Genomic DNA, 23,035 nt, shown 5'->3' on the forward strand with positions numbered 1-23,035 from the left:
GAAAATCCTGAAGGATGACAGAAAATGGGGAGGTATACCATGATATATATTGTGGAAGATGACGACAGTATTAGAGAGTTAATTACTTATACATTAAATAGCCAGAATATGGAGGCCAGAAGTTTTCCTCGTCCCTCTGAATTTTATGAGGCTTTAAAGCAGGAGCTGCCCAGCTTAGTATTGCTGGATATTATGCTTCCTGAGGAGGATGGGCTTAGTATTTTAAAGAAATTAAAGGCAGGCAAGGAGACAAAAGGTCTGCCGGTAATTATGCTGACTGCAAAGGGAAGTGAATTTGATACTGTTATGGGATTAGACAGCGGAGCTGATGATTATGTGTCAAAGCCTTTCCGCATGATGGAGCTGCTTTCCAGAATCAGGGCATTGCTGAGAAGAACAGGAGAACAGGCGCAGAACATAAATACAGAGGAATATACTTTGGATAACCTTTACGTTTGTCCGTCCAGACATATAGTGACGGTAAATGGAGAAAACGTTTCTCTTACATTAAAGGAATTTGAACTGCTGTGTCTGCTTTTAGAGCATCGGGAAATGGTGTTTTCCAGAGCTCAGCTGTTAGATAAGGTGTGGGGCTATTCATTTGACGGAGAAAGCAGGACTGTGGACGTGCATATTAAGACCTTGAGGCAGAAGCTGGGGGAAGCCGGCGGTCTGATTGAAACAGTCAGAGGCGTTGGATATAAGATTGGAGGAGAAAAGAAGTGACGAGGAAAATTTTCCACTCTATTTTGTTGGTTTCCGGCATTATGCTGGCAGCCTCATTTTTGTGGATTTTAATTCTTTTGCCTGGATATTTTGAGAAGCAAATACACCAGGAGCTGAAAAGGGAGATTGATTATCTTGCCTTAGCAGTAGAAGGTGGAGGCAAAGAAGATCTTCAGAAGATTACGGAGCAGGGGGAGCGGATTACATTAATCGCTGAGGATGGAACTGTACTCTATGATAATAAAGCTGATATAAGTAAAATGGAGAATCACAGTGACAGGGCAGAGTTTATAGATGCTATGAAAGAGGGCTATGGAGAATCTGTCCGGTACTCTGATACCCTGGCTGTTAAAACTATTTATATTGCTAAACAGTTAGAAAACGGCGAAGTTTTAAGAATTGCCAACACTCAGTATACAGTGGCCGCCGTAATGGCAGGCCTGGCTTATCCTGCGATTATAGCTGTATTAGTACTTTTAGTTCTGGCATTTTTCTTTGCCAGAAAGGCTGCTGAAAAGATTACAGAGCCTATTAACAGGCTGGATGTGGATCATCTGGAGACAGCGGTAGGCAGTGAAATGTACGAGGAAATTGAACCATTTTTAACAAAAATTGAAAGACAGAACAGAACCATAAACAGACAGCTTTTAGAGGCTCAAAGGCAGCAGCAGGAGTTTGGAATTATAACAGAAAGTATGAGCGAGGGACTTTTAGTCATTGACAAGCGCACAGAAATTCTTTCTTATAACTCCAGCGCCTTAAAGCTTTTGGGAGCAGACAAGGTAAGAGCAAATCAAAGCGTGTTAGAATTAAACAGAAGTGAAAGCTTCCAAAAGGCTGTGGAATCTGCTCTTTCCGGAAAAAGCAAAACTGTAATTTTAGAGACTGCCGGTTATTGCCAGCTGATTGCCAGCCCTGTAATAAGGGAAGATAAATGTGCAGGCGCAGTGCTGATCCTGATGGATATTACACAAAAGCAGGAAGGGGAAAAGCTGAGGCAGGAATTTTCAGCTAATGTGTCTCACGAATTAAAAACCCCTTTAACATCTATTTCCGGTTTTGCTGAGATTATCAGGGACGGAATGGTAAAAACCGAGGATATATCCAGGTTTGCAGGCAAAATTTATGATGAGTCTCAAAGACTGATGACTTTAGTAAATGATGTAATCAGAGTCTCTCAGCTGGATGAAAATACATTGCCTTATGAGAAGGTGGAAATCGACTTATATCAGGCTGTAAAAGAAAATCTGGATGTGCTTTCTGTAGCTGCGGAGAAAGAGCAGGTGTCCCTGGAGGTAACAGGGACTCACAGCGTGATTACAGGAGCCAGGGAGATTTTAAACGAGGTTCTTTATAATCTTTGCGATAATGCAGTTAAGTACAATAAAAAAGGCGGTTCTGTTATGGCAGAGGTGAAGGAGGATGACCAGAAAATCCAGCTTAGTATTAAGGATACTGGCATTGGAATTCCGGCTTCCAGCTACAGCCGCATTTTTGAAAGATTTTACAGAGTGGATAAAAGCCATTCTAAAGAAATTGGAGGCACCGGTTTAGGCCTTTCCATTGTAAAGCATGGGGCTGCCTGCCTGGGAGCCGCTGTAGATTTAAGAAGTGTGGTGGGGGAAGGAAGTACCTTTACTTTAACATGGATGAAAAATCAAGAATAATATTAAGGCTGCGTTGGAATCAGTTTTCAGTGCAGCCTTTTTTACAGCCCTTTTTTACAGTGTTTTTCTTTATGATAATGATGTAAGAACAGCTATAAATGCTTTTACAGCAGCTTCTGAAGTGGCCCAGGATGTTACCAGGCGAACTGCAGTGTGAGAGTCGTCTATTTTCGCCTGAGGAGAAAACAAAAAGTCTTTTTCCAGCTGGGCTATTATATTGTCAGGGAAAATGGGAAAAATCTGGTTGGTGGCTGACTGAGCAAAAAATTCATATCCGCATTCTCCGATGCCTTTTCTTAAAATCTCCGCCATTTCGTTGGCATGGGCGGCCATTTCATAAAAAAGTCCTGTTTTAAACAGCTCCTCAAACTGAATTGCCAAAAGCCATCCCTTTGCCAGCATAGCTCCCCTTTGCTTTAATATAAAACGGAAGTCTGTCTCTAAAGCCGGGTTGATGATGACTAATGCCTCCCCAAACAAAGCGCCGTTTTTAGTGCCTCCTATGTAAAACACATCTACCAGATCAGCAATATCCGCCATAGTTAAGTCATTGACGCTGCTGGTAAGAGCAGCTCCCAGCCTGGCGCCGTCCAGGAATAAATAGAGATTTTTCTGACGGCATATATGAGATAGGGCTTCCAGCTCTGCCTTGGAATACTGGGTGCCTAATTCTGTGGTGTTAGAGATGTAAACCATTTTAGGCTGAACCATATGCTCATCTGTGTGAATATCTAATGCTTTCTGCACAAGGGCGGGAGTCAGTTTGCCGTCTGGCGAGGTCATGGAAATAACTTTATGGCCTGTGGCCTCAATAGCTCCTGTTTCATGGACAAAAACATGGCCTGTATCTGCGGCGATTACCGCCTGATGAGGACGTAGGGCCGCGGCAATAGTAATCATGTTAGCCTGGGTGCCTCCCACCAGCCAGTGAATAGTTACATCCTCTTTTTGCAGCTCCCGCTTAATATAAGCCTTTGCCTTTGGACTGTGCTGAGAATCCATACTGTAGCCGTCATGCTGTATTAAATTAGCATTTAAAAGAGCTTCTAAAATACGAGGATGAGCTCCCTCGCTGTAATCATTATTAAAACTGTACATGTGATTTCCTCCTGGCCGGTAATAGTGCTTTTTTGTAAATAATCATAGCATAAAATAGGAAAAAAGTCTATGAAATAAGAAAGCGCTGCAAAATAATAGCTGATTGACTATTTCTTTTGCGGCGCCTTAGATAGTTGAAAGGATTTATTATAATTTACTTTGGAAGATTTTTCTGAAAAACGATTTGCAATGTTCAGCATTAAATGTATGTCTTCCTCGCTAAACTCCCTAAGTAAATGAATCAGCTGCATTAATTCCTGGTTTTTTACAGGCAGCTCCGGATCAAAAAAATCAGAGGGAGTTATTTGAAGGAGTTCACAGATATTTAAAAAACTTTCCATAGAAGGAAGAGATTTTTTGGATACAATTTTATTAATATAGCTTTCACTTCTGCCAAGAGCAGAACTAAGCTTACATTCTGTTATGGAATGTGAGTCCAACAATTCAATAATTCTTAAAGAAATAAAATTTTTATCCATGACATTTCCTCCTTCTATAGTATAAAGGAAAAAATATTCAAGCATTGGGAATTATATTCTATATATTTTTGTTAAATTATAAGTTTTATAGAATTTTAATCTTAGTAGGAAATACTTATGAAATTTGTTTTCTATTTCCCCGCTTTTTAAGAAGAGAAGATAGAGAGAAAAAAAGGAAGAAAAACGGGAATCCGCTAATTTCATTGACGTAGGTATTAAGATAGAGTAAAATAATAGGGAACATTTGTTTGCCAGAGATTGTTTGCGGAGTTCATAAAAATATTTACAAAGAAGAGGTATTATTGGAGCGTATTTGTGAGATACGAGCCAGTGAGCAAAGAGCATATATAAAGGTATAAGGAGAAAATTATTATGAAAATGAATTTTAAAGGGTTAGTTAATTTACATACATTACCAAAATCGGCTCCATTATTGCCTTTATATGAGGCTGTTATAAATTCTATACAAAGTATAGAGGATGCTCAAATACAAGATGGACGAATAGAAATTAAAATTGAACGTGAAAAGCAAATGAATTTATTTAAACAGTGGGAAACTGATATAGAAAACATTATTATTGTGGATAATGGAATTGGATTTTGTAATGAAAATTATAATTCTTTTGATACTTATGCCAGTGAATTTAAAGTTCAAAAAGGTTGTAAGGGTGTTGGCAGAATCATGTGGCTAAAAGCTTTTTGCAGTGTTAAGGTAGAAAGTATATTTTTGGAAAATGATAAAAAAACTTGCTAAATTAGAGGATTTAAAGCGAACTCCAGATAATATGGGATATTATAAGTATATTGATTCCTATAAAGCATATTTAGAAATTATACCTTATAATAAATTGATACAAGATTCTCAAAAAAGAAATAAAATATTATTTGATAAACTATTTAATCAGATATAGTTTTAAGATTAAATGGGGAAATGATTTTTAAAATGTGGTTGAAATGGAACTATCAAAAGTCACAAAGGAAGATAAGAACAGTGTATTGGTATGACATCACATAAGGAAAGTGAGGGAAGTATATGGCAATACCAACAAACATAAAGACATTGTTGTCAGGAGATGTTGTTGAATGGGCTAGGATTGAATTTAAGGAAACATGGAATGCAGAGGCATCTTTGAAATCAGTATGTGCATTTGCGAATGATCTGGATAACTGGGGTGGCGGATATATTGTAATTGGTGTTGAGGAAAATGAGGGACAACCTGTTTATCCTCTTAAAGGTGTACCTGTGGATAAAATTGATGCTTATCAAAAGAATATTTTGTCTAAATGTAAGTTGATCAGGCCCTCATATATGCCAATAGTTGAAGTTGTGGATTATGAAAATGAGAAATTTATTGTTCTTTGGTGTCCCGGTGGAGATAGCAGACCATATTCTTCGCCAAAAACGATGACCAAAGATAATAAAGAGCGTATTCACTATATTCGAAAAATGTCCAGTACGGTAGAACCATCAGATGATGAAGAAAAGGATTTATTTAATTTAGCAAATCGAATCCCATTTGATGATCGTGTAAATCACCAAGCAGAGATGTCAGATTTAAATATTACACTTATTCAGAATTACTTGAAGGAAGTTAAAAGCTCGCTGCATGAGAAATCCAAAACGGGAGACTTTGTTGAAGTATGTAGCGATATGAATATTATCAGTAACCTTCCGGAATATACAAAACCAAAGAATGTGGGGCTGATGTTTTTTAGTATGGAACCAGACAAGTTTTTCCCATACACACAGATTGATGTTGTTCAGTTTCCTGATGGTTTAGGTGGTGATAATATTATTGAACAGACCTTTAAAGGGCCAATCCAGCAACAGCTAAGAGATGCACTGCAATATATCAGAAATATGATTATTACTGAAAAAGTTGTTAAACATCCAGATCGTGCCGAGGCCGACCGTTTTTTCAATTATCCATTCGCTGCAATTGAGGAAGCTTTATCAAATGCGGTGTATCATCGTGCTTATGATGAAAGAGAGCCGATTGAAGTTCGGGTGGAGAGGGACCGGATAGAGATATTAAGTTTTCCAGGTCCAGACCGTTCTGTAACATTGGAGGGATTAAAGTCTTATCGTGTATCTAATCGTCGGTATCGGAATCGTAGGATAGGGGATTTCCTGAAAGAACTGCATTTAACGGAAGGAAGAAATACTGGGTTTAAAAAGATACTTGATGCTTTAGAGGCAAATGGATCGCCGAAACCAGAATTTGAAACGGATGAAACGCGGAGTTACTTTATCACAAGATTATTTGTCCATAAAGGATTTTTGGAAGAAAAGCAAGGAGATGAAAATGCGTCAACCCCAAATTCAACCCCATCAACCCCAAATTCAACCTTATCATCAGAGTTAATGGAGACTTTACAGAGATTACCATTGAGAGAACAGATATTGGTACTTATAAAGAAAAATCCATCAATATCCAAAAAGAAAATGACAGAAATACTGGGTGTTTCGATGTATGCATTGAAGAAGGAATTAGCTCTAATGAGTGAAGAACATGTGGCTGAGTTCGTTGGATTTAGCCGGAGTGGTAAGTGGGTTGTGTATTCGTTAAATTAATAGAAAGTCAACTACTGTGATTTGTTGATTGATTTTTAGAAAAAAGAAAGGAAGGCAACCAATTCCAGACTTTAGTAGGTGTTACCGGTTCCGGTAAGATTTTCGCCATGGCCAATGTCATCCAGGCGTTGAATAAGCCGCCCCTTATTATCGCCCATAATAAAACCCTGGCGGCCCAGCTTTATAGTGAGTTCAAGGAGTTTTTTCCGGAGAACGCGGTAGAGTATTTTGTGTCCTACTAGAAGAAAGTGTTTTTGATACTACATATAGTATTATTTAGTTTTAATAATTCTATATATTGTGGATTAAATGGACTATATGGATAGAAAAAACAGGGTGGAATCATAGGAATTGTGAACAAAATTCGTCGTGGAAAAGATAGTAAAAAGAAGTATAGAGGTAAAATTTATAGTCTGCAGGATGCAAAAATGTGTCCTGTAGATTTTTTTGTATGAAGGGAACATGGAAAGCCCTTAATCCTGATATCAGGAAAATTTTAAAGAACAAGGAGAAAAAATGTCTGAATATCAATTACAAATTAAGCAGATTGTGGACTATCCACGCTGCCGGATCTACCGGCAATTTATACAGTCTTTAATGAGTGATCAGAGCATTCGCGTAGGCGGCGGTTCTGGTCTTTTTTATTTTATGGTACTTTGCAGCTATGCAAATTTTCGTACATCTTACCGGCGTATCGACGGAATCAGCTATACGGTTTATCCAGGGGAGTGGATCTGTACAGTAAAAGAGGTATCTGGCTGGTTTCGGACACATTTTCAGAGACAGGCGATTGACATTTTGGATGAGCTTCAGAAACGGCATTTGATATCATATCTTGTCCTTGACAGAGGAAAGGTTATCAAATATAAGATTCGGGGCTGGAAAAAGCACAACACGATTCTGGATTATAATTGTCCCTGCCAGAAGGATACAGGGTTTTTCTTTATGCCGGTTACTACTGCTGCGGAGCTTGTCAGTGCGGGACGCTGCTCAGAAATGGATATTGTGTTGGATTTGTGGCTTTCGACTGTTTATAACGATGAACAGGTGCAGGGGTCTGAAGTTGGTCCTGTGGTTTATTTACGCAACGGAACAGGGCTGCCAGTGTTAAACTACAATGAATTGGCTGTTCGCTGGGGAATTTCAAAGGCTACAGTTGGAAGAATTTTAAAAAAGCTTGCAGGAATGGATTACATATCCCTTATGACATTTCCAGGGAGAACGGGGAGCGTTATTTATTTGCAGAATTATTTGTCTACTATGTTTCAAATATCAGATGTCCTGATTGATAAAGAGGAGGTTGCTATGGTGCTGAATATTAAAGTTTCTTTGCCGGATGAGGAGGAAACGGAGCAAACGGCTGATACCGGCGGGCATGACATCTGTGTTTCAGATGAGCTAGCCAGCGTTTCAAAATCCAACATAGAGGTTCTCGTTGAAAAAATGGCAAAAGTCCTTGAGCCACAAGGAATTTTTTGTTTTCGATGTGCAAAATCGAAGTATAAGTTATTTCCCTTATCAAACGCCTGCAGGGAAGAATATTTACTCCGCGCGCGTAAGGAATCGGAGACGCAATTTGGGCTAATGATTTTGTGTGGGAGCGATACGCCGGTCTATACGTTTGAACTTACAGTGTTACCAATTACGGAGAAGAATAGGGGGAATTTGGCATGAGAAAGAAACAGGATGAAAGGAACATTACAGAGAACCCGTTGTATCACGATACATGGAAACTGCTGAAGAAGTACAGGGATGTGGTATGGAGCCTGGAGCTGTCCATTCAACAGGTACGGAACCGGTTCGAACTGGAATATGGCAGCTCGATTGAGGATTTTTTAGATTCCGTATATCTGGCTGGAGCCGATCTGTCCGGAAGCGATACGGAACATCATGCGAAATGCATTGAGCGGAGCTATCGGATGCTGAAACTGCTTGATTCTTCCGTAGATCTGCTCCGTAATAAGCACAAGAATGGAGAGGTCTATTACTGGCTTATTTATTACACATTTCTTTCGCCGCAGCAGCTCCGCAATGTGGAAGAAATCATTGAAAAACTCAGACCGCATATTCGGGATATCAGTTTTCGGACATATTACCGAAAAAGACAAGAAGCGATTGAAGCGCTCAGTTCGATCTTATGGGGATATACTTCTAAGGACAGTATGGAGATTTTGGATCAGTTTTTCCCAGATTTGAATTCAGGAGTTTAGCTATATATTTGGATATTTGGATAAGTCGTGTAAAAGAAAGTGGGAAAAGATTTAATTAAAGATTTTGTATAAAAAATGCAAAAATATCAAATAAATATTGACCTGTGCATTTTTAATGATTATAATTTTAGTAAAAGAGGAGAATACTGGGAACAGGGAGGTATTCATTTATGTTGATTCAGTTTATAGTTGAAAATCACAGGTCAATAAAGAACAGCGCCGTAATCAGCTTTGCGGCCTCCAAGGATAAGTCATTTGAAGAATATCTGCTTCATCCGGATGCAAAAAAAACATTGTTGCCTGCGCTTGCTATTTACGGTGCCAATGCTGCCGGAAAGAGCAATGTGCTACAAGCAATGATGACCATGAAAGAAATGATCGTAGGTGATGCGTCAAAGGCATCTAAGGGTCAAAAGCTGCCATGGGAGCCATTTGGCAGCATAAAGGAACCAACTACCTTTGAAATCGTGTTTATTTATCAAGGGGTTCGTTACACATATGGTTTCTCTTTTGATGCTAAAAAGATTTATAAAGAGTATCTTTTTCACTGGCCAAATGGCAGAGAAGCTCTGATTTTTTCCAGAGAGGACGGAGTATATGAATTCAGGGAAAATATAAATGAACAGATGACTCTGAGCAACCGGACACCGGACAACAAGCTCTATCTGGTATCCTCGAATGACTGGAATCTGCCGCAGACAGAAAATGCTTACCGGTGGTTTCTTGAAAAGCTTACCTTCTTGATGGATGAAGAACCAGCCACCTCAGAAACTGTTGCCCAGATTGCCAGCGGTGATGATAAGAAGGCGCGTATCTTAAAGGAATTGTTGCTTGCCGATCTTGGAATTACCGATGTTACAATCAAGAATAGTCAAGGAAAGATACCAGTTATTACGACAACCCATCGAATCATGAACGAGGATGGATCAACAGAATATTTCCAGCTCTTAATGGAGCAGGAATCTGCTGGTACACAACACTTTTTTGCCCGAATCGGGGGCTGGCTACAGGCACTTGAAAATGGCGCACTTTTGGTTGTAGATGAAATTGAAGATAGTCTTCACCCCCTTTTGACTAGGCAGTTAATTGAAATGGTGCAGGATAAGAGAATCAATACAAAGGGCACACAGTTGATTTTTACAACACATGACGCAATGCTGCTTGACCTTAATTTTTTCCGCAGAGATCAGATTTGGTTTGCCGAAAAAAATGACCGGACTTGTGCAACAGAGCTTTATTCGCTGGCTTCTTTCTCGCCAAGAAAAGGGGAAAATGTGCGCAAGGGTTATCTCCAGGGAAGGTTTGGTGCGATACCTTTTATCGAAGGTAATGCCAAGTGAGTAAGATGGGGAAAGAATACGATCCCAATAAAGTTACCCGGCGTAAGCGCAAACCAATTATTTATATTATCTGTGAAGGGAAAGTTTGAAACAGTTTGAACAGATGGATCAGATGCTGACTATGCAGGATGGAATGTTGCGAACATCGCAGATTATAGCTGCCAGAGAAAATGGTGTATTTGAAAGGGGCTTCGAAATGATTGCTAGATAACACTACGGTGCTTTGTGTCAGCACTGCTGACACAAAGCAGAATGAAAAATATTATTAGATCTAAATATAATGGAAGGATGATCCAAATGAAAGATGAAATCGGTTTTGCTGGAAATCTTATTAAAATCATAGAGGATTCGAGAAACAATGCTTTGAAAAAAGTAAACGAAGAACTTATTCGGATGTATTGGAATGTAGGTGAGTATTTAAGTAAAGAGGCTGAAAACGCTGTTTTTGGAGATGCGTATATTGACTCTGTTGTTAGAGAAATTCAGGCGGCTTTTCCGGGTATAAAAGGATTCAACAGACGTGGTTTATACAGAATGAAGCAATTCTATGAAACTTATTGTGATGATGAATTTGTGTCAGCGCTGCTGACACAAATTAGCTGGACAAATCATCTGGCAATTATGTCAAAATCTAAAACGTTGGAGGAAAGGCATTTTTATATAACCCTTTGCATAAAGGAATCCTATTCTTCGAGAGAATTGGAGCGTCAAATTAACAGTGGTTATTATGAAAGGTATATGCTTTCAAAAGAAAGATTACTTCCAGAACCAATAAATGGATTAAAAGAAAATCCGTTTTTGGATTCATATGTTATTGAATTCCTTGATTTACCAAAAAATTTCAAGGAATCAGATTTGCAAAAAGGTCTGATTCAGAATATGAAAGATTTTATTCTTGAGGTAGGAAAAGATTTTACTTTCATCGATGAAGAATATAAGGTTCAAGTTGGTAGTGAAGATTTTAGGATTGATTTGTTATTTTTTCACAGGGGACTTCAGTGTCTTGTTGCTTTTGAGTTAAAAATTGGTAAATTCAAACCAGAATATATTTCTAAGATGGATTTCTATTTGGAGGCATTAGATCGGCAGAAAAAGAAACAAAATGAAAATCCGAGTGTAGGAATGATTTTGTGTGCCTCAAAAGATGATGAAGTAGTGGAATATGCGATGAGCAGAACATTGTCTCCAATGATGGTTGCAGAATATAAATTGCAGTTGCCTGATAAAACTGTATTGCAGAAAAAATTGCAGGAATTGGTAAATATGCCTTTAATCGAAGAATAGCGAATAGCATTATTATGTGACACTTGCGTTGAGGGAACTGTTTGCCCATATCAATGGTATGGTATTTAAGAGTGGAACTCTTTGATAAAATGCTATCAAATCAAAAATTTTCGTTTACGGAATTGCCTGATGGATATTATCCCAAAGATTGAGATCAGCTTTGGTGCGTATTTGATTGCGATGATAATAAAGATTCTGATCTTCAGGCAGTAATTTTGTATGCGGAGAAGCATGGGTATAAAGTCGCATATTCCAATCCAGCATTTGAATATTGGTATTTGCTCCATTTTGAAAAGCGGAGTGGATATTTGAAGGACTCTGTTGCTGTGATTTGTTGGGATAGTAATCCGGTAACAACAGTCTATGAATTGGTTGAGTTTTTGAATAGTAAAAGAATATAAAATCACTTTGGCAAAAGTATTTATTATGGCAGAAAGCTGTCACATCAGCGGTAAAAGTTCGTTGGGTGGCAGCTTTTGTAATACTATGAAGATTCTAAATTTTACTTTTATACTAATATTGTTTATAATATTAGTACGAAAGGAAGCAAAATAATGAAACTTTCTTATGCGTCTGATCTGGAATGGAATGTGATTATGGGAGCAATCCGCAGATTATATTTGTTTTGTGAGAAAGGTGTAGGGGAACTAAGAGGTGTTTGATAAATAGTTAAGGAAAAGAGAAACTATATGAAGAAATGAGGGACTACCTTGTAATAAAAGAGTCATACAAACAAATTCAAAAGCTCTAATCATATTTGACTTTTTTGCTTATTTTACATATAATATTAAGCAAGAAAGTAAAAAGGCGGTGAAGCACATGAAGTATTCTCAGCAGATTTTAAATCTTGCACAGCAGAATAATGGTATTATAACTACAGAAATGGTCGTCGCTGCAGGCATTTCACGAGGAAGTTTAAAGCATCTGGTTGATAGCGGTGAGTTAGAGCGTGCTTCACGTGGTGTCTATACATTACCGGGGGTTTGGGAAGATGAATTTGTCAATCTTCAAAGCCGTTATAAACGGGGGATTTTTTCTCTCAACACAGCATTATTCCTGTGTGATTTGACAGATAGGACACCGGGAAAATATCATATGACCTTTCCAAACACATACAATCTATCCAGTCCCAAGTCAGAAGGAATTTTGTGCTGTAGTGCAAAAGAACCTTTGTACAGTCTTGGAATTGATAAGTTGATGACTCCGGGAGGAAATGCCGTCAGAGCATACAGTGCAGAAAGAACATTGTGTGATATCTTAAGAACAAAAAATCATACAGATGTACAAATTGTTTCTGAAGCGTTTAAACGATATGTAGCTGATAAAAAAAGAAATATTCCGAAGCTTTCCGAATATGCGCGATTACTGAAAGTGGAAAAAAAACTTAGATCTTATTTGGAGGTACTGCTGTGAAAAATGCGATGCAGTTGAAGGCTGTAGTAAAGAATATTGCAAAAGAGAAAAAAATATCCGCACAGCTTGTGTTACAGAATTATATGTTGGAGCGTTTCTTAGAGCGGGTATCAGTTTCAGAATATCGGAATAATTTTATCATTAAGGGTGGATTCTTAATTGCCTCTATGGTTGGACTGAATTCAAGGGCAACAATGGATATGGATGCAACAATTAAGCGATATCCTGTGAGCGAAGAAACTATTCAAAAAATGGTAGAAGAAATTATTAAAATAAATTTGGAGGATGAGATTACATTTACCTTCAAAAGCATTGGTGAAATACGTGAAGGCGATGAGTATACCGGCTATCGCATAGCATTATCTGCGAATTATCCACCGATGGCAGTGCCTTTAAAATTGGACATTACAACTGGAGATAAAATTACGCCTCGTGAAGTTGAGTATGAATATAAATTGATGATGGAAGATCGCAGCATCTGTGTTCTGGCATATAATATGGCGACGATATTGGCTGAAAAACTGGAAACGGTTATTTCCCGTGGAGATCAGAATACTCGACCAAGAGATTTCTATGATATTTACATACTTACCAAATTACAGGCTGAAAATATTGATCTGGAAACATTGGCATTTGCGTTGGATGCAACTACCAGAAAGCGGGAGTCATCAAGTGTTGTAAAACAATATCATAAGATTATGGAGACGGTTCGAAACAGCGAAATTATGAATCGTCAGTGGCAGAATTACCAGAAAGATTTTGATTATGCTGCAGGGATCGAGTTTAGGGAAACCTGCGATGCAGTTGTTCGTATCATGGAAAGCTTACCGATATTGTAAGAGACAAATTGAATTAAAGAGGAAGAAAATTGCAATTTCATTTTCACATATTTTGTGTAGAATGTAATTAGAAAAGCTGTTTTCTTATGCGTCTGATCTGGACTGGAATGCAATTATGGAGGCAATCCGTGGATGCTATTTGCGATTTGAGAAGAAGGATAAAATATAAAAATGCAATTTGTTGATAAGTTTTCCATCATATAGAAAGAAGGTATTTGCATCAATGTATAATCCTCAATTAGAAACCTTTATTCATGTTGCGGATGCAGGGAGTTTTAATAAGGCTGCTTCAGAAAGCTATATTACGCCTACTGCTGTAATCAAACAGATCAATCTTTTGGAGGAGAGCCTGGGGATAAAACTGTTTGACAGGACTCATCGGGGGCTGATACTGACAGAGGCAGGAAAATCCATGTATCAGGACGCAAAATATATTATTCAGTACTGCAAAGATTCAGTAGTTCGGGCTAAGAGCACTATAAAAACGCAAGAAGTGATTCGGATTGGAACCTCTCCTATTACCCCGTCCTCTGTTCTGGTAGAACTATGGCCGAAGATAAGAAAGCAGTATCCGGATATTAAATTTCAGCTGATTCCATTTGAAAATACGCCGGAAAATGCCAGGGAAATTCTGAAAAACCTGGGGCAGAATATTGATGTTGTGGCTGGAATTTTTGATGAAACCATGCTGGAAGTGAGGAAGTGCAATGGAATTGAATTGCGTAGAGAACCAATCTGCTGTGCTGTTTCCCTTGAGCATCCTCTGGCAGAGAAAGAGAAATTGTCAATTCAGGATCTTTATGGAGAAAACCTTCTTCTTATGCACCGAGGCTGGAGCCGCTATGTCGATGAACTGCGTGATGATTTGCAGAACAACCATAAAGAAATTCATATCATAGATTTTGATTTTTACGGAATGGATATTTTCAATCATTGCGAAAACAGCAGTGATGTGTTAATGGCATTTATGGGATGGGCAAATGTCCATCCGCTCCTGAAAATGATTCCGGTAGAGTGGGACTATCAGATTCCTTATGGCCTGCTCCATTCCCCATCGCCGTCAGAGGCAGTGAAGAAATTTTTAACAGCAGTACAATCCATTGCAAATTAAACATATAACCTTTAGGTATAAACTGATGAACGAATCGAGACTTCTTTTGAGGTCTCGATTTTGTTATGATCAAAATAAGAAAGAACTAGAAAGGTGGTGCAGAAAACAGTGGATTTTCTTTTAAAAACTGTGTCTGTGTCGATTATCAGTCTTGGCATGTTCTTGACAGGATGCAGTTTGAAAACACCTGTAGAAACTTCTGAAGTTCCGGAGGTGTTATTATCTGCGATGAAAGAAACTATAAAGGAACAGGATTCGAGAAAGGGTATAGAAACAGAAATATTCACAGAGGATACCAGAGTCAGAGAAGTCATGGAAGATCCTGTATTTGAAGATTTTGGCAGACTTATATTTCCGGTAGATCGACCAGTGGATGATGATCTGACCTTAAAGGAGCTTGGTAATATTCTGGTCTGGTACAGTCATGTGAATCCACAAAGAACCGTATTAATTATCAATGAAATGAAAACAAGGGTTCAGAATGGAGAACAGATTTTTTACGATATTTATACAGAAGAAGAGAAAGCAGAAGATCCCTCCAAAGAAGATACCGGACTGTTTTTCTTCAGAGGGAAACCAGGAGAAAAGTTCGCAGTTACCAATGCAGGTGGTGGTTTTATGTATGTGGCAGCGATGCATGACAGCTTTCCCCATATGCAGGAACTGGCAGAAAAAGGCTATAATGCATTTGCACTGATTTACCGTCCTGGTGCACAGACTGCCTGTGAGGACCTGGCAAGAGCCATTGCATTTATTCAAGAACATGCGGAAGAATTACAGGTAGATACAGAAGGGTATTCGCTCTGGGGAGGCTCGGCAGGAGCACGAATGGCAGCATGGCTGGGAACTTACGGAACTGCTGCATTTGGAGAAAAGGAATATCCAGCGCCTGGAGCAGTCATTATGCAGTATACAGGACTTTCTGAAGTAGTGGGAAATGAACCGCCAACCTATGCCTGTGTGGGAACCAACGATGGAATTGCTTCTTACCGAACTATGGAACGCCGGATAGAGGCAATTGAGAACCAGGGTACAGCAGCAGAAATAGAGATATTTAATGGTCTGGGACACGGATTTGGACTTGGCGAAGGTACAATTGCAGAAGGCTGGCTGGATCGGGCGGTTGAATTTTGGGAAGAACAGACAAACTCTGAACAATAAGTAATGATTAGGACTGCCCTGAATAGACAAAAAATAATAAAGGAGACAGAAACATGAAACAGATTACATTGAACAATGGAGTAGATATGCCAATGGCAGGTATTGGAACCTTTCTTTTGACACCGGATGAAGCGGAAGCATCGGTGCTTTATGCGTTGGAAGTGGGATATCGTCTGATCGATACCGCAAATGCTTATTTAAATGAAAAGGCGGTTGGACGCGCTATGAAGCAATCGAGTGTGGATAGAGAAGATATTTTCTTGGAAACAAAGCTTTGGCCAACTTTTTATGAGCAGGCTGATGCAGTTGACAAAACGCTGGAGCGTTTGGGAACAGACTATATTGATCTGCTTCTCATCCATCAGCCGGCTGGAAACTACACTGCCGGATACCGCCTGATGGAAAAGGCATACAAGGAAGGAAAGGTAAGAGCGATAGGTCTTTCCAACTTCAATGAAGAAAAAATAAAGGAAATCTTGGATATTTGCGAGATAAAGCCGGCGGTTCTGCAGACAGAGATACATCCCTATGATCAGGAAAAGAAACTGAAAGAATTTCTGAAGCAGACAGGGATGGCAATTCAGGCGTGGTATCCCCTCGGACATGGGGATGAAAATCTTCTGAAGGAACCTGTGTTTATGGAATTAGGCCAAAAGTATAGGAAGGAACCTGCGCAGATTATTCTTCGTTGGCATATTCAAGCAGGGAATATTGTGATTCCAGGATCTAAAAATCCAGTTCACATTCAGGACAATTTTGAACTGTTTGACTTTACCTTGACGCAACAGGAAATGATGAGGATCGCAGAATTGGATCAGCATAAGCGGTATTATATCAACACGCCGGAGCTGCTGAAAAAGTACGCAGAAATGGTTCCGCCAGTGGATGGACAGAAATAAAAAAGAATAGAAAAGAGGAAAATGAGATGGCAAAAAAACAGACAGCAGGAAGGGACAGGCTGGGAAAACTGGCTCCTCAATTTGCAGAACTAAACGATGATGTATTATTCGGCCAGGTATGGTCAAGAGAATCCAGGCTTTCCTTAAGAGATCGAAGCATGATTACCATTGCGGCACTACTTTCGGCGGGTTTGTATCCACAGCTGAAGTCGCATCTGAATCTTGGAAAAGAGCATGGGATTACCAGGGAAGAAGTGGTGGAGATGGTTACCCAGCTGGCATTTTATTGTGGCTGGCCGAAGGCATGGAGTACATTTCCATTGATTCAGGAGGTTTATGGGGATGAGACAGGTGCAGTTCCGGCATTGCCGTTTCCTGTGGGAGAGCCAAATTCCGGATTTGCACAGTATTTTACAGGACAGAGCTATCTGGCTCCAATGACGGAGGAACAGATTCCAACATTTAATGTGACTTTTGAGCCGGGATGTCGGAATAACTGGCATATCCATCACGCATCTTCCGGAGGCGGACAGCTTTTAATCTGTGTCAGCGGGGAAGGATGGTATCAGGAATGGGGACAGGAGGCAAGAAAACTCCATTCTGGAGATGTGGTGAATATTCCGGCAAATATAAAGCATTGGCATGGTGCTGCAAAAGATTCCTGGTTTCAGCACATTGCACAGGAAATACCAGGCAGCGATACGAAAACAGAGTGGTGCGAGCCAGTGACAGATGAACAGTACAGCCAGTTGAATTAAGCAAGAGGAGGAGAATAGCAGAATGAAGATTTTATTTATCAATGGAAGCCCTGAGAAAAATGGAAATACGGCAGCACTTGCCGCTTCTCTTTTAAAGGGAAAAGAATATGAAACACTGAATCTGACAGACTACCAGATTGGAAGTTACGGCCAGCAGCTTCCAGGTGATCAGCTGAAAGAAGTAATCAGAAAAATAAAAGAGTCAGAGATTCTGGTCATCGGCTCTCCTCTGTACTGGCACAACCTATGCGGTTCGGTCCGCAATATGCTGGATCGTTTCTATGGCCTGGTAGAGGAAGGGGAACTTTCTGGAAGGACATTGTATTTTTTATTCCAGGGAGCAGCGCCGGAACCCTGGATGATGGAAGCCGGAGAGTATACCATGAAACGATTTGCAGGACTTTATGGAATGAAATATGCAGGAATGGCGACAAATAGGCACGAGGCAGAAAAATTAGGAAAAGGGATATAAGAAATTTATGAAAAAAATCATATCAGGTCTGTTATGTGCAGCTTTTATTGCAGGGCTTACTGGCTGTGGGAGTTTGAAGCAGCTTCCAATCCAGACAGAGAGTGCTTCCCAAATAGAAACAGAAACAGATTCAAAAGACATAGGGGAAGCTAATAAAAAAAGAGAAAAGATTTTAATCGCATATTTTTCGGTTCCAGAGAATGTGGATACAGCTGGAGCAGACGCAGTGGCAGGGGCCAGCATTGTGGTAAGTGACGGAGAAAAGCTTGGAAATACGGAATATGTGGCAAATTTAATTCAGGAGACAATTGGCGGAGAACTGTTCCGGATTGAAACGGAGGAAGAGTATCCGTTGGATCATGATCCGCTGGTGGATCAGGCATCAGAGGAAAAAAGTGAAAACTTCAGGCCGGAATTGACTTCTCATGTGGAAAATTTTGAACAATACGAAACGATTCTGCTGGGATATCCCAACTGGTGGGGAGACATGCCTATGCCTGTTTATTCTTTTTTGGAAGAATATGATTTTGGAGCAAAAACAGTGATTCCATTTATTACCCATGGGGGAAGCGGCGCTTCACGGACAGTTGATACAATTTCAGAATTACAGCCAGGAGCATTGATTCGTGATAATGCACTGATTCTGTCAAGAAATGATGTGGCAGATAGTGAAGAAACCGTAGTTTCATGGGCTGAGTCACTGGGAATATCGGCGGTTTCACTTTCACAGGAAGATTTAGAACAGAATGCGTCTAATACAGCCTCGACGGCGGTTCCCACACCATTGAAAAACCAGAGAATCTATTTATGGGATGATGGGAATATGCCCTCTGCGACACAATATACAGAAAATACGGGTTATTATGCGGATGATCCGGACTTTCGGCCTTATATGACATTTTATCCAGTTCCAGAGGGAATCCAGATTAAAGGCGCAGTTCTGGTAAATTCAGGTGGGGCATTTGCATATCGCAGTAACCAGAATGAGGGAGGCCCCACGGCAGAGGAACTAAGCAGGCTGGGCTATCAAAGCTTTCTGGTAGATTACAGAGTGCAGCCTTATACGCAGGAAGAAGGAGCTCTCGATCTGTCTCGTGCCGTCCGCTTTGTCAGGGCTCATGCTTCCGAGTATGGAATCAATGAAAAAGATATTGCAGTTATGGGGTTTTCTGCAGGAGGAATTCTTGCAGGAGAGGAACTTCTGAATTTTGATGGAATGGTTCAGGGACAGGAACTGGATGCAGATTATGTACCGGATGAACTGGATAAAGTATCTGCAGATGCGGCAGCTGCCGGAATGATCTATTCCTTCTATGGACGGTTGAGCGTTGCAACAGATGATGTAGAGAAGCTGGCAGCTTCTAAGCTTCCGCCAACTTTTTTCTGCTATGGCACAAGAGATCCATTTGTATCAGAGTTTGAAAAAAATATTCAGGCTTTGTCTGAGGCCAATGTAGAAACGGAAGTTCTTGTATTAGATGGAATGCCCCATGGCTATGGAAATACAGGTGGCTGGATTGATGATTATGACCGATGGCTGACAGATATTTTTGCTCATAATTAAAGAACGGTTTAAGGAGAATGAAAAATGGATAAACGGATACTTGGCAGGGACTTGCAGGTTTCATCCATAGGACTTGGGTGCATGGGAATGAGCCATGCTTATGGAGCGCCTGCAGATAAAAAGGAAATGACGGAATTGCTGGCAAAAGCGGTTGACATTGGCTACACCTTTTTTGATACGGCAGAAGTTTATGGGACACCAGAACACCCTCATGACAATGAAGAACTGGTAGGGAAGGCATTAAAGCCTTACCGTAATCATGTAGTACTTGCTACAAAATTCGGGATTCATTTTGATATGGATGCAGAGGAAGTAAACAAACCTCTGATCCCAGATTCCAGACCGGAAACCATTCGGAAATCGGTAGAAACCTCCTTAAAGCGCCTGCAGACCGATCATATTGATCTTTACTATCAGCATCGGCCAGATCCACAGATCCCTGTGGAGGAGGTTGCAGGTGTGATGTCTGAGCTGATTGCAGAAGGAAAAATTACTCACTGGGGATTGTCAGAAGCAGATGAGGATATGATTTGCAGGGCACACAGGATATGCCCGGTAACAGCAATTCAGAACCGATATTCTATGATGGCAAGATGGCATACAAAACTGTTTCCCATATTGGAGGAATTGAACATTGGTTTTGTAGCATTCTCTCCGCTGGCGAATGGTTTCCTTTCTGCAAGATATAATAAAGATTCTGTTTTTGAAGCGGGTACGGATTATCGCAGTGTGATGCCTCAGTTTACGGAAGAAGGAATGAAAAAAAATGGAACGCTTTTGGCTTTGCTGCACCAAATAGCAGAAGAAAAGCAGGCGACACCGGCCCAGATTTCGCTTGCCTGGATGATGACGAAGCGCCCTTATATTGTTCCGATTCCAGGAACAAGGAGAACAGATCGCTTGTACGAAAATGCAGGGGCGGCTGAGGTTGTTCTGCAGCCGGAGGAAATGGCATCGATTGATGGTGCGCTGAACCATATGGAAATGTCGGAGGTATTCGGTGGAAGCCGGATATCACAGAAGAATTGACAGAATAGAAGGAAAGGCAAGGTATATCCACACCTTTTGGTTGGGACTAAAATAACTTATTTGTCGTTCCAAACGGATTTCTTGCGTTGTAAAATAGGCTTGGCAAATGGAAAAACACCAGGAAATGGAGGAACAGGATGAAAAAATACAGAATATCAATATTAGCTTCGTTACTTTCTTTAAGCCTGACAGCCTGTGGAGGAAACAGTGTAAGCAATGCTGTTTCGGAAACAGCTGCAGAACAGACTGCAGCAGAAGTACAGACCAGTCAAAATCAGGAAGAAACAGAAAGTGCATCAGAGGGAGCGTCTGCACAGACTCAGGAGGGAATATCTGAACAGGAAGGTATCATTACAGCCAGCAGCGAGCTGCCATTTTCTTTGGGCCAGAAGATAGATTCTGATTCTTTTACAGGAACAGCTTATATTGAAATGATGATTCCCAATGATGAAACCTATCATTTTCCCCAGACAAACCATCTTACCTTTGAGCCAGGGGCCAGAAGCAGCTGGCATACCCATGGCGGAATGGTGCTGCTGATTACTGGCGGAGTGGGATATTATCAGGAAGAAGGAAAGCCTGCCCAGATTCTCCGGCAGGGTGATGTGGTAAATATTGAACCGGGAGTAAGGCATTGGCATGGAGCTGCTCCGGACAGCTGGTTTTCCCAGATGGTAATTTTTGATTCCGGCTATGTTCCGGAAGAAGATGCACCTGCGGAGGAGCCGGTAACAGAGGAACAGTACAAACAGCTTGATACAGAAGAATATACAGGCCGTACGATTACAGCGGATCATAAGTTTATGTTTGAGCAGGCAGCACAGGCAATGACGTCGGATACCTTCAGCGGACCGGCATATGTGTCTTCTTTAATCGGAGAAGATAATGCAGCTGGTGCACCGGATCTCCATTATGTGGTCTTTGATCCCGGAGTGATTAATAACTGGCACACCCATGAAGGAGGACAGATTCTGGTTGCAACAGATGGGATTGGTTATCATCAGATTGAGGGAGAGCCGGTACAGGTAATGGCTCCTGGTGATGTGGCTTTTTGTCCGCCAGGAGTGAAACACTGGCATGGCGGAAGCGCAGATACCAGTTTTGCCCACATTGCAGTAAATACAAATCCGGAATTGAAAGGATTAGAGTGGTTTGACCGGATATCAGACGAAGAATATTCTTCCCTTCCAAAAGAAAAAGCACAGGCAGAAGGAGGAATAGAGAATGAATGATTTTATGTATTCATATCCAGTAAAAGTATATTTTGGTACAGATGCAGCGAAAAAGGCAATCTCGCAGGAACTGGGAAAGTACGGCAAACATGTAATGCTGGCTTACGGAGGAGGATCTGTAAAGAAAAGCGGCGTTTATGATGCTGTCAGGGGGATGCTGGAGGATGCAGGAAAAGAAATTGTAGATTTTTCCGGTATTATGCCGAATCCTACCTATGCAAAGGTTCAGGAGGGAGCTGATCTTGCCAGGGAAAAACAGATAGACTTTATTCTGGCAGTCGGAGGCGGTTCGGTAATCGACTGCTGCAAGATTATTTCTGCCCAGGCAAAAACAGAAAAAGATATCTGGGAAATGGAATTTACGGATCACGAATACCCGACAGAATTTATCCCCATGGGCGCTGTGGTTACTGCCTCTGGAACTGGTGCGGAGATGAATAATGGGGCGGTAATTACCCATGAAGAAAAGAAAATTAAGACGGGTGTGATGGGAGCCAACGCCGTATTTGCGGCACTTGATCCGGCTTATACCATGACGCTTCCCATAAAACAGGTTATTTCGGGAGCATTTGATACATTGAGCCATTGCATGGAAACCTATTTCGGAAGTCCAAGAACAGCAAATGTATCAGATGAAATCAATGAAGCAGTTATGCGGAATGTAATTCGTAATCTTTGGCTGCTTGCAGAAAATCCAGAAGATACATATGCCAGAAGAGAGCTGATGTGGGATTCCGCTATGGCTGAAAATGGGATTTTGAAAATCGGAAAAATCACAGATTTCCAGGCACATATGATTGAGCATCAGCTGGGTGCATATACGGACTGCAATCATGGCTGCGGTCTGGCAGTGATTCATCCGGTTTTATATCGCCATATTTATAAAGAGGCGGTGGAACGGTTTGCACATTTTGCCGAATGTGTATGGAGTGTTTCACCAGTGGGAAAAACAAGAGATGAGGTTGCCCTGGAGGGAATACGGCAGCTGGAGGATTTTATACGGGCAATCGGACTCCCAACCAATTTCAGGGAACTGGGGATACAGACGGATGATAAACTTCTGAAAGCTGTGGCAGAGTCCTCCAACATTCAGGCAGGCTGCTGCAAAACACTGACGCCGGAAGAAATTTTTGAAATTCTGCAGGAGTGCCAGTGATATATAGGGAAAGTCTGACAGAC

The 23,035-nt window shown here is 40.6% G+C and carries 21 protein-coding genes and 2 pseudogenes; 21 read left to right on the forward strand and 2 right to left on the reverse strand.

From position 1 onward, the window contains the following. Nucleotides 1–39: 39 nt before the first annotated feature. Nucleotides 40–726: a response regulator transcription factor gene (locus tag C1A07_RS12050; protein ID WP_101877318.1), complete on the forward strand. Its 687-nt coding sequence runs from the start codon at nucleotides 40–42 to the stop codon at nucleotides 724–726. Beyond that, complete coding sequence (locus C1A07_RS12055; protein WP_101877319.1) at nucleotides 723–2,393, forward strand: ATP-binding protein; 1,671 nt, start codon at nucleotides 723–725, stop codon at nucleotides 2,391–2,393. The genes C1A07_RS12050 and C1A07_RS12055 overlap by 4 nt, the downstream gene beginning before the upstream one ends. Before the next feature lie 69 nt (nucleotides 2,394–2,462). Here the strand turns inward: C1A07_RS12055 and C1A07_RS12060 are convergent, their stop codons facing one another. Both C1A07_RS12060 and C1A07_RS12065 read right to left on the reverse strand, forming a co-directional pair. After that, on the reverse strand, nucleotides 2,463–3,491 hold the full coding sequence (locus C1A07_RS12060) for a threonine aldolase family protein (RefSeq protein WP_101877320.1): 1,029 nt from the start codon (nucleotides 3,489–3,491) through the stop codon (nucleotides 2,463–2,465). A gap of 107 nt (nucleotides 3,492–3,598) precedes the next feature. Beyond that, nucleotides 3,599–3,970: a helix-turn-helix transcriptional regulator gene (locus C1A07_RS12065; RefSeq protein WP_180952247.1), complete on the reverse strand. Its 372-nt coding sequence runs from the start codon at nucleotides 3,968–3,970 to the stop codon at nucleotides 3,599–3,601. A gap of 372 nt (nucleotides 3,971–4,342) precedes the next feature. Here C1A07_RS12065 and C1A07_RS12070 point away from each other — a divergent pair, with 372 nt between their 5' ends. The 19 genes and pseudogenes from C1A07_RS12070 to C1A07_RS12165 all read left to right on the forward strand — a co-directional run bounded on the left by C1A07_RS12070 (nucleotide 4,343) and on the right by C1A07_RS12165 (nucleotide 23,012). Beyond that, nucleotides 4,343–4,723, forward strand: coding sequence for a hypothetical protein (locus tag C1A07_RS12070; protein WP_101877322.1), 381 nt, complete (start codon nucleotides 4,343–4,345; stop codon nucleotides 4,721–4,723). A gap of 279 nt (nucleotides 4,724–5,002) precedes the next feature. Continuing rightward, nucleotides 5,003–6,544 carry an RNA-binding domain-containing protein gene (locus tag C1A07_RS12075; RefSeq protein ID WP_101877323.1) on the forward strand — a complete coding sequence of 514 codons (1,542 nt, stop codon included), beginning with the start codon at nucleotides 5,003–5,005 and terminating at the stop codon, nucleotides 6,542–6,544. A 47-nt stretch (nucleotides 6,545–6,591) separates the two neighbouring features. Beyond that, a pseudogene (locus tag C1A07_RS12080) lies at nucleotides 6,592–6,783 on the forward strand (DEAD/DEAH box helicase family protein); the annotation flags it as partial. Between the two features lie 277 nt (nucleotides 6,784–7,060). Further along, nucleotides 7,061–8,218 (forward strand): helix-turn-helix domain-containing protein, encoded by a 1,158-nt coding sequence (locus C1A07_RS12085; RefSeq protein ID WP_101877324.1) that lies wholly within the window; start codon nucleotides 7,061–7,063, stop codon nucleotides 8,216–8,218. Beyond that, nucleotides 8,215–8,754 (forward strand): hypothetical protein, encoded by a 540-nt coding sequence (locus tag C1A07_RS12090; protein ID WP_101877325.1) that lies wholly within the window; start codon nucleotides 8,215–8,217, stop codon nucleotides 8,752–8,754. Before C1A07_RS12085 ends, C1A07_RS12090 begins: the two co-directional genes overlap by 4 nt. Nucleotides 8,755–8,924: 170 nt before the next feature. After that, entirely contained in the window at nucleotides 8,925–10,094 is a 1,170-nt protein-coding gene (locus C1A07_RS12095) for an AAA family ATPase (RefSeq protein ID WP_101877326.1), read from the forward strand. Nucleotides 10,095–10,391: 297 nt separating this feature from the next. Continuing rightward, nucleotides 10,392–11,378 (forward strand): PDDEXK nuclease domain-containing protein, encoded by a 987-nt coding sequence (locus tag C1A07_RS12105; protein ID WP_101877327.1) that lies wholly within the window; start codon nucleotides 10,392–10,394, stop codon nucleotides 11,376–11,378. A gap of 164 nt (nucleotides 11,379–11,542) precedes the next feature. Beyond that, nucleotides 11,543–11,779: pseudogene (locus tag C1A07_RS16780) on the forward strand (RloB family protein); the annotation flags it as partial. Nucleotides 11,780–12,197: 418 nt separating this feature from the next. Beyond that, a complete protein-coding gene (locus C1A07_RS12115) occupies nucleotides 12,198–12,791 on the forward strand; it encodes a type IV toxin-antitoxin system AbiEi family antitoxin domain-containing protein (RefSeq protein ID WP_101877328.1) in 594 nt (197 codons plus the stop codon). Further along, nucleotides 12,788–13,630 (forward strand): nucleotidyl transferase AbiEii/AbiGii toxin family protein, encoded by an 843-nt coding sequence (locus tag C1A07_RS12120; protein ID WP_180952248.1) that lies wholly within the window; start codon nucleotides 12,788–12,790, stop codon nucleotides 13,628–13,630. Before C1A07_RS12115 ends, C1A07_RS12120 begins: the two co-directional genes overlap by 4 nt. 223 nt (nucleotides 13,631–13,853) lie before the next feature. Further along, a complete protein-coding gene (locus tag C1A07_RS12125) occupies nucleotides 13,854–14,741 on the forward strand; it encodes a LysR family transcriptional regulator (protein WP_101877329.1) in 888 nt (295 codons plus the stop codon). 228 nt (nucleotides 14,742–14,969) lie between these two features. Further along, entirely contained in the window at nucleotides 14,970–15,902 is a 933-nt protein-coding gene (locus C1A07_RS12130; RefSeq protein ID WP_242972306.1) for an alpha/beta hydrolase, read from the forward strand. A gap of 53 nt (nucleotides 15,903–15,955) precedes the next feature. Next, nucleotides 15,956–16,801: an aldo/keto reductase gene (locus C1A07_RS12135; protein WP_101877330.1), complete on the forward strand. Its 846-nt coding sequence runs from the start codon at nucleotides 15,956–15,958 to the stop codon at nucleotides 16,799–16,801. Nucleotides 16,802–16,827: 26 nt separating this feature from the next. Then, nucleotides 16,828–17,559, forward strand: a complete 732-nt coding sequence (locus tag C1A07_RS12140) for a carboxymuconolactone decarboxylase family protein (protein ID WP_101877331.1) — start codon at nucleotides 16,828–16,830, stop codon at nucleotides 17,557–17,559. 22 nt (nucleotides 17,560–17,581) lie between these two features. Continuing rightward, entirely contained in the window at nucleotides 17,582–18,031 is a 450-nt protein-coding gene (locus tag C1A07_RS12145) for a flavodoxin family protein (protein ID WP_101877332.1), read from the forward strand. 7 nt (nucleotides 18,032–18,038) lie between these two features. After that, nucleotides 18,039–19,595 carry a flavodoxin gene (locus tag C1A07_RS12150; RefSeq protein ID WP_101877333.1) on the forward strand — a complete coding sequence of 519 codons (1,557 nt, stop codon included), beginning with the start codon at nucleotides 18,039–18,041 and terminating at the stop codon, nucleotides 19,593–19,595. A gap of 24 nt (nucleotides 19,596–19,619) precedes the next feature. Then, nucleotides 19,620–20,624 (forward strand): aldo/keto reductase, encoded by a 1,005-nt coding sequence (locus C1A07_RS12155; RefSeq protein ID WP_101877334.1) that lies wholly within the window; start codon nucleotides 19,620–19,622, stop codon nucleotides 20,622–20,624. Nucleotides 20,625–20,761: 137 nt separating this feature from the next. After that, on the forward strand, nucleotides 20,762–21,856 hold the full coding sequence (locus C1A07_RS16220) for a cupin domain-containing protein (RefSeq protein WP_180952249.1): 1,095 nt from the start codon (nucleotides 20,762–20,764) through the stop codon (nucleotides 21,854–21,856). Beyond that, on the forward strand, nucleotides 21,849–23,012 hold the full coding sequence (locus C1A07_RS12165; RefSeq protein ID WP_101877335.1) for an iron-containing alcohol dehydrogenase: 1,164 nt from the start codon (nucleotides 21,849–21,851) through the stop codon (nucleotides 23,010–23,012). The genes C1A07_RS16220 and C1A07_RS12165 overlap by 8 nt, the downstream gene beginning before the upstream one ends. Nucleotides 23,013–23,035 lie beyond the last annotated feature (23 nt).

The sequence above is a fragment of the Lachnoclostridium edouardi genome, assembly GCF_900240245.1.
Taxonomy (GTDB): domain Bacteria; phylum Bacillota; class Clostridia; order Lachnospirales; family Lachnospiraceae; genus Lachnoclostridium_A; species Lachnoclostridium_A edouardi.

Coding starts and splice junctions, on each gene's coding strand:
- C1A07_RS12125 (WP_101877329.1), top strand. CDS start 13,854: ATGTATAATCCTCAATTAGAAACCTTTATTCATGTTGCGGATGCAGGG.
- C1A07_RS12105 (WP_101877327.1), top strand. CDS start 10,392: ATGAAAGATGAAATCGGTTTTGCTGGAAATCTTATTAAAATCATAGAG.
- C1A07_RS12165 (WP_101877335.1), top strand. CDS start 21,849: ATGAATGATTTTATGTATTCATATCCAGTAAAAGTATATTTTGGTACA.
- C1A07_RS12155 (WP_101877334.1), top strand. CDS start 19,620: ATGGATAAACGGATACTTGGCAGGGACTTGCAGGTTTCATCCATAGGA.
- C1A07_RS12065 (WP_180952247.1), bottom strand. CDS start 3,970: ATGGATAAAAATTTTATTTCTTTAAGAATTATTGAATTGTTGGACTCA.
- C1A07_RS16220 (WP_180952249.1), top strand. CDS start 20,762: ATGAAAAAATACAGAATATCAATATTAGCTTCGTTACTTTCTTTAAGC.
- C1A07_RS12090 (WP_101877325.1), top strand. CDS start 8,215: ATGAGAAAGAAACAGGATGAAAGGAACATTACAGAGAACCCGTTGTAT.
- C1A07_RS12150 (WP_101877333.1), top strand. CDS start 18,039: ATGAAAAAAATCATATCAGGTCTGTTATGTGCAGCTTTTATTGCAGGG.
- C1A07_RS12075 (WP_101877323.1), top strand. CDS start 5,003: ATGGCAATACCAACAAACATAAAGACATTGTTGTCAGGAGATGTTGTT.
- C1A07_RS12070 (WP_101877322.1), top strand. CDS start 4,343: ATGAAAATGAATTTTAAAGGGTTAGTTAATTTACATACATTACCAAAA.
- C1A07_RS12050 (WP_101877318.1), top strand. CDS start 40: ATGATATATATTGTGGAAGATGACGACAGTATTAGAGAGTTAATTACT.
- C1A07_RS12135 (WP_101877330.1), top strand. CDS start 15,956: ATGAAACAGATTACATTGAACAATGGAGTAGATATGCCAATGGCAGGT.
- C1A07_RS12095 (WP_101877326.1), top strand. CDS start 8,925: ATGTTGATTCAGTTTATAGTTGAAAATCACAGGTCAATAAAGAACAGC.
- C1A07_RS12130 (WP_242972306.1), top strand. CDS start 14,970: ATGAAAGAAACTATAAAGGAACAGGATTCGAGAAAGGGTATAGAAACA.
- C1A07_RS12145 (WP_101877332.1), top strand. CDS start 17,582: ATGAAGATTTTATTTATCAATGGAAGCCCTGAGAAAAATGGAAATACG.
- C1A07_RS12115 (WP_101877328.1), top strand. CDS start 12,198: ATGAAGTATTCTCAGCAGATTTTAAATCTTGCACAGCAGAATAATGGT.
- C1A07_RS12060 (WP_101877320.1), bottom strand. CDS start 3,491: ATGTACAGTTTTAATAATGATTACAGCGAGGGAGCTCATCCTCGTATT.
- C1A07_RS12085 (WP_101877324.1), top strand. CDS start 7,061: ATGTCTGAATATCAATTACAAATTAAGCAGATTGTGGACTATCCACGC.
- C1A07_RS12140 (WP_101877331.1), top strand. CDS start 16,828: ATGGCAAAAAAACAGACAGCAGGAAGGGACAGGCTGGGAAAACTGGCT.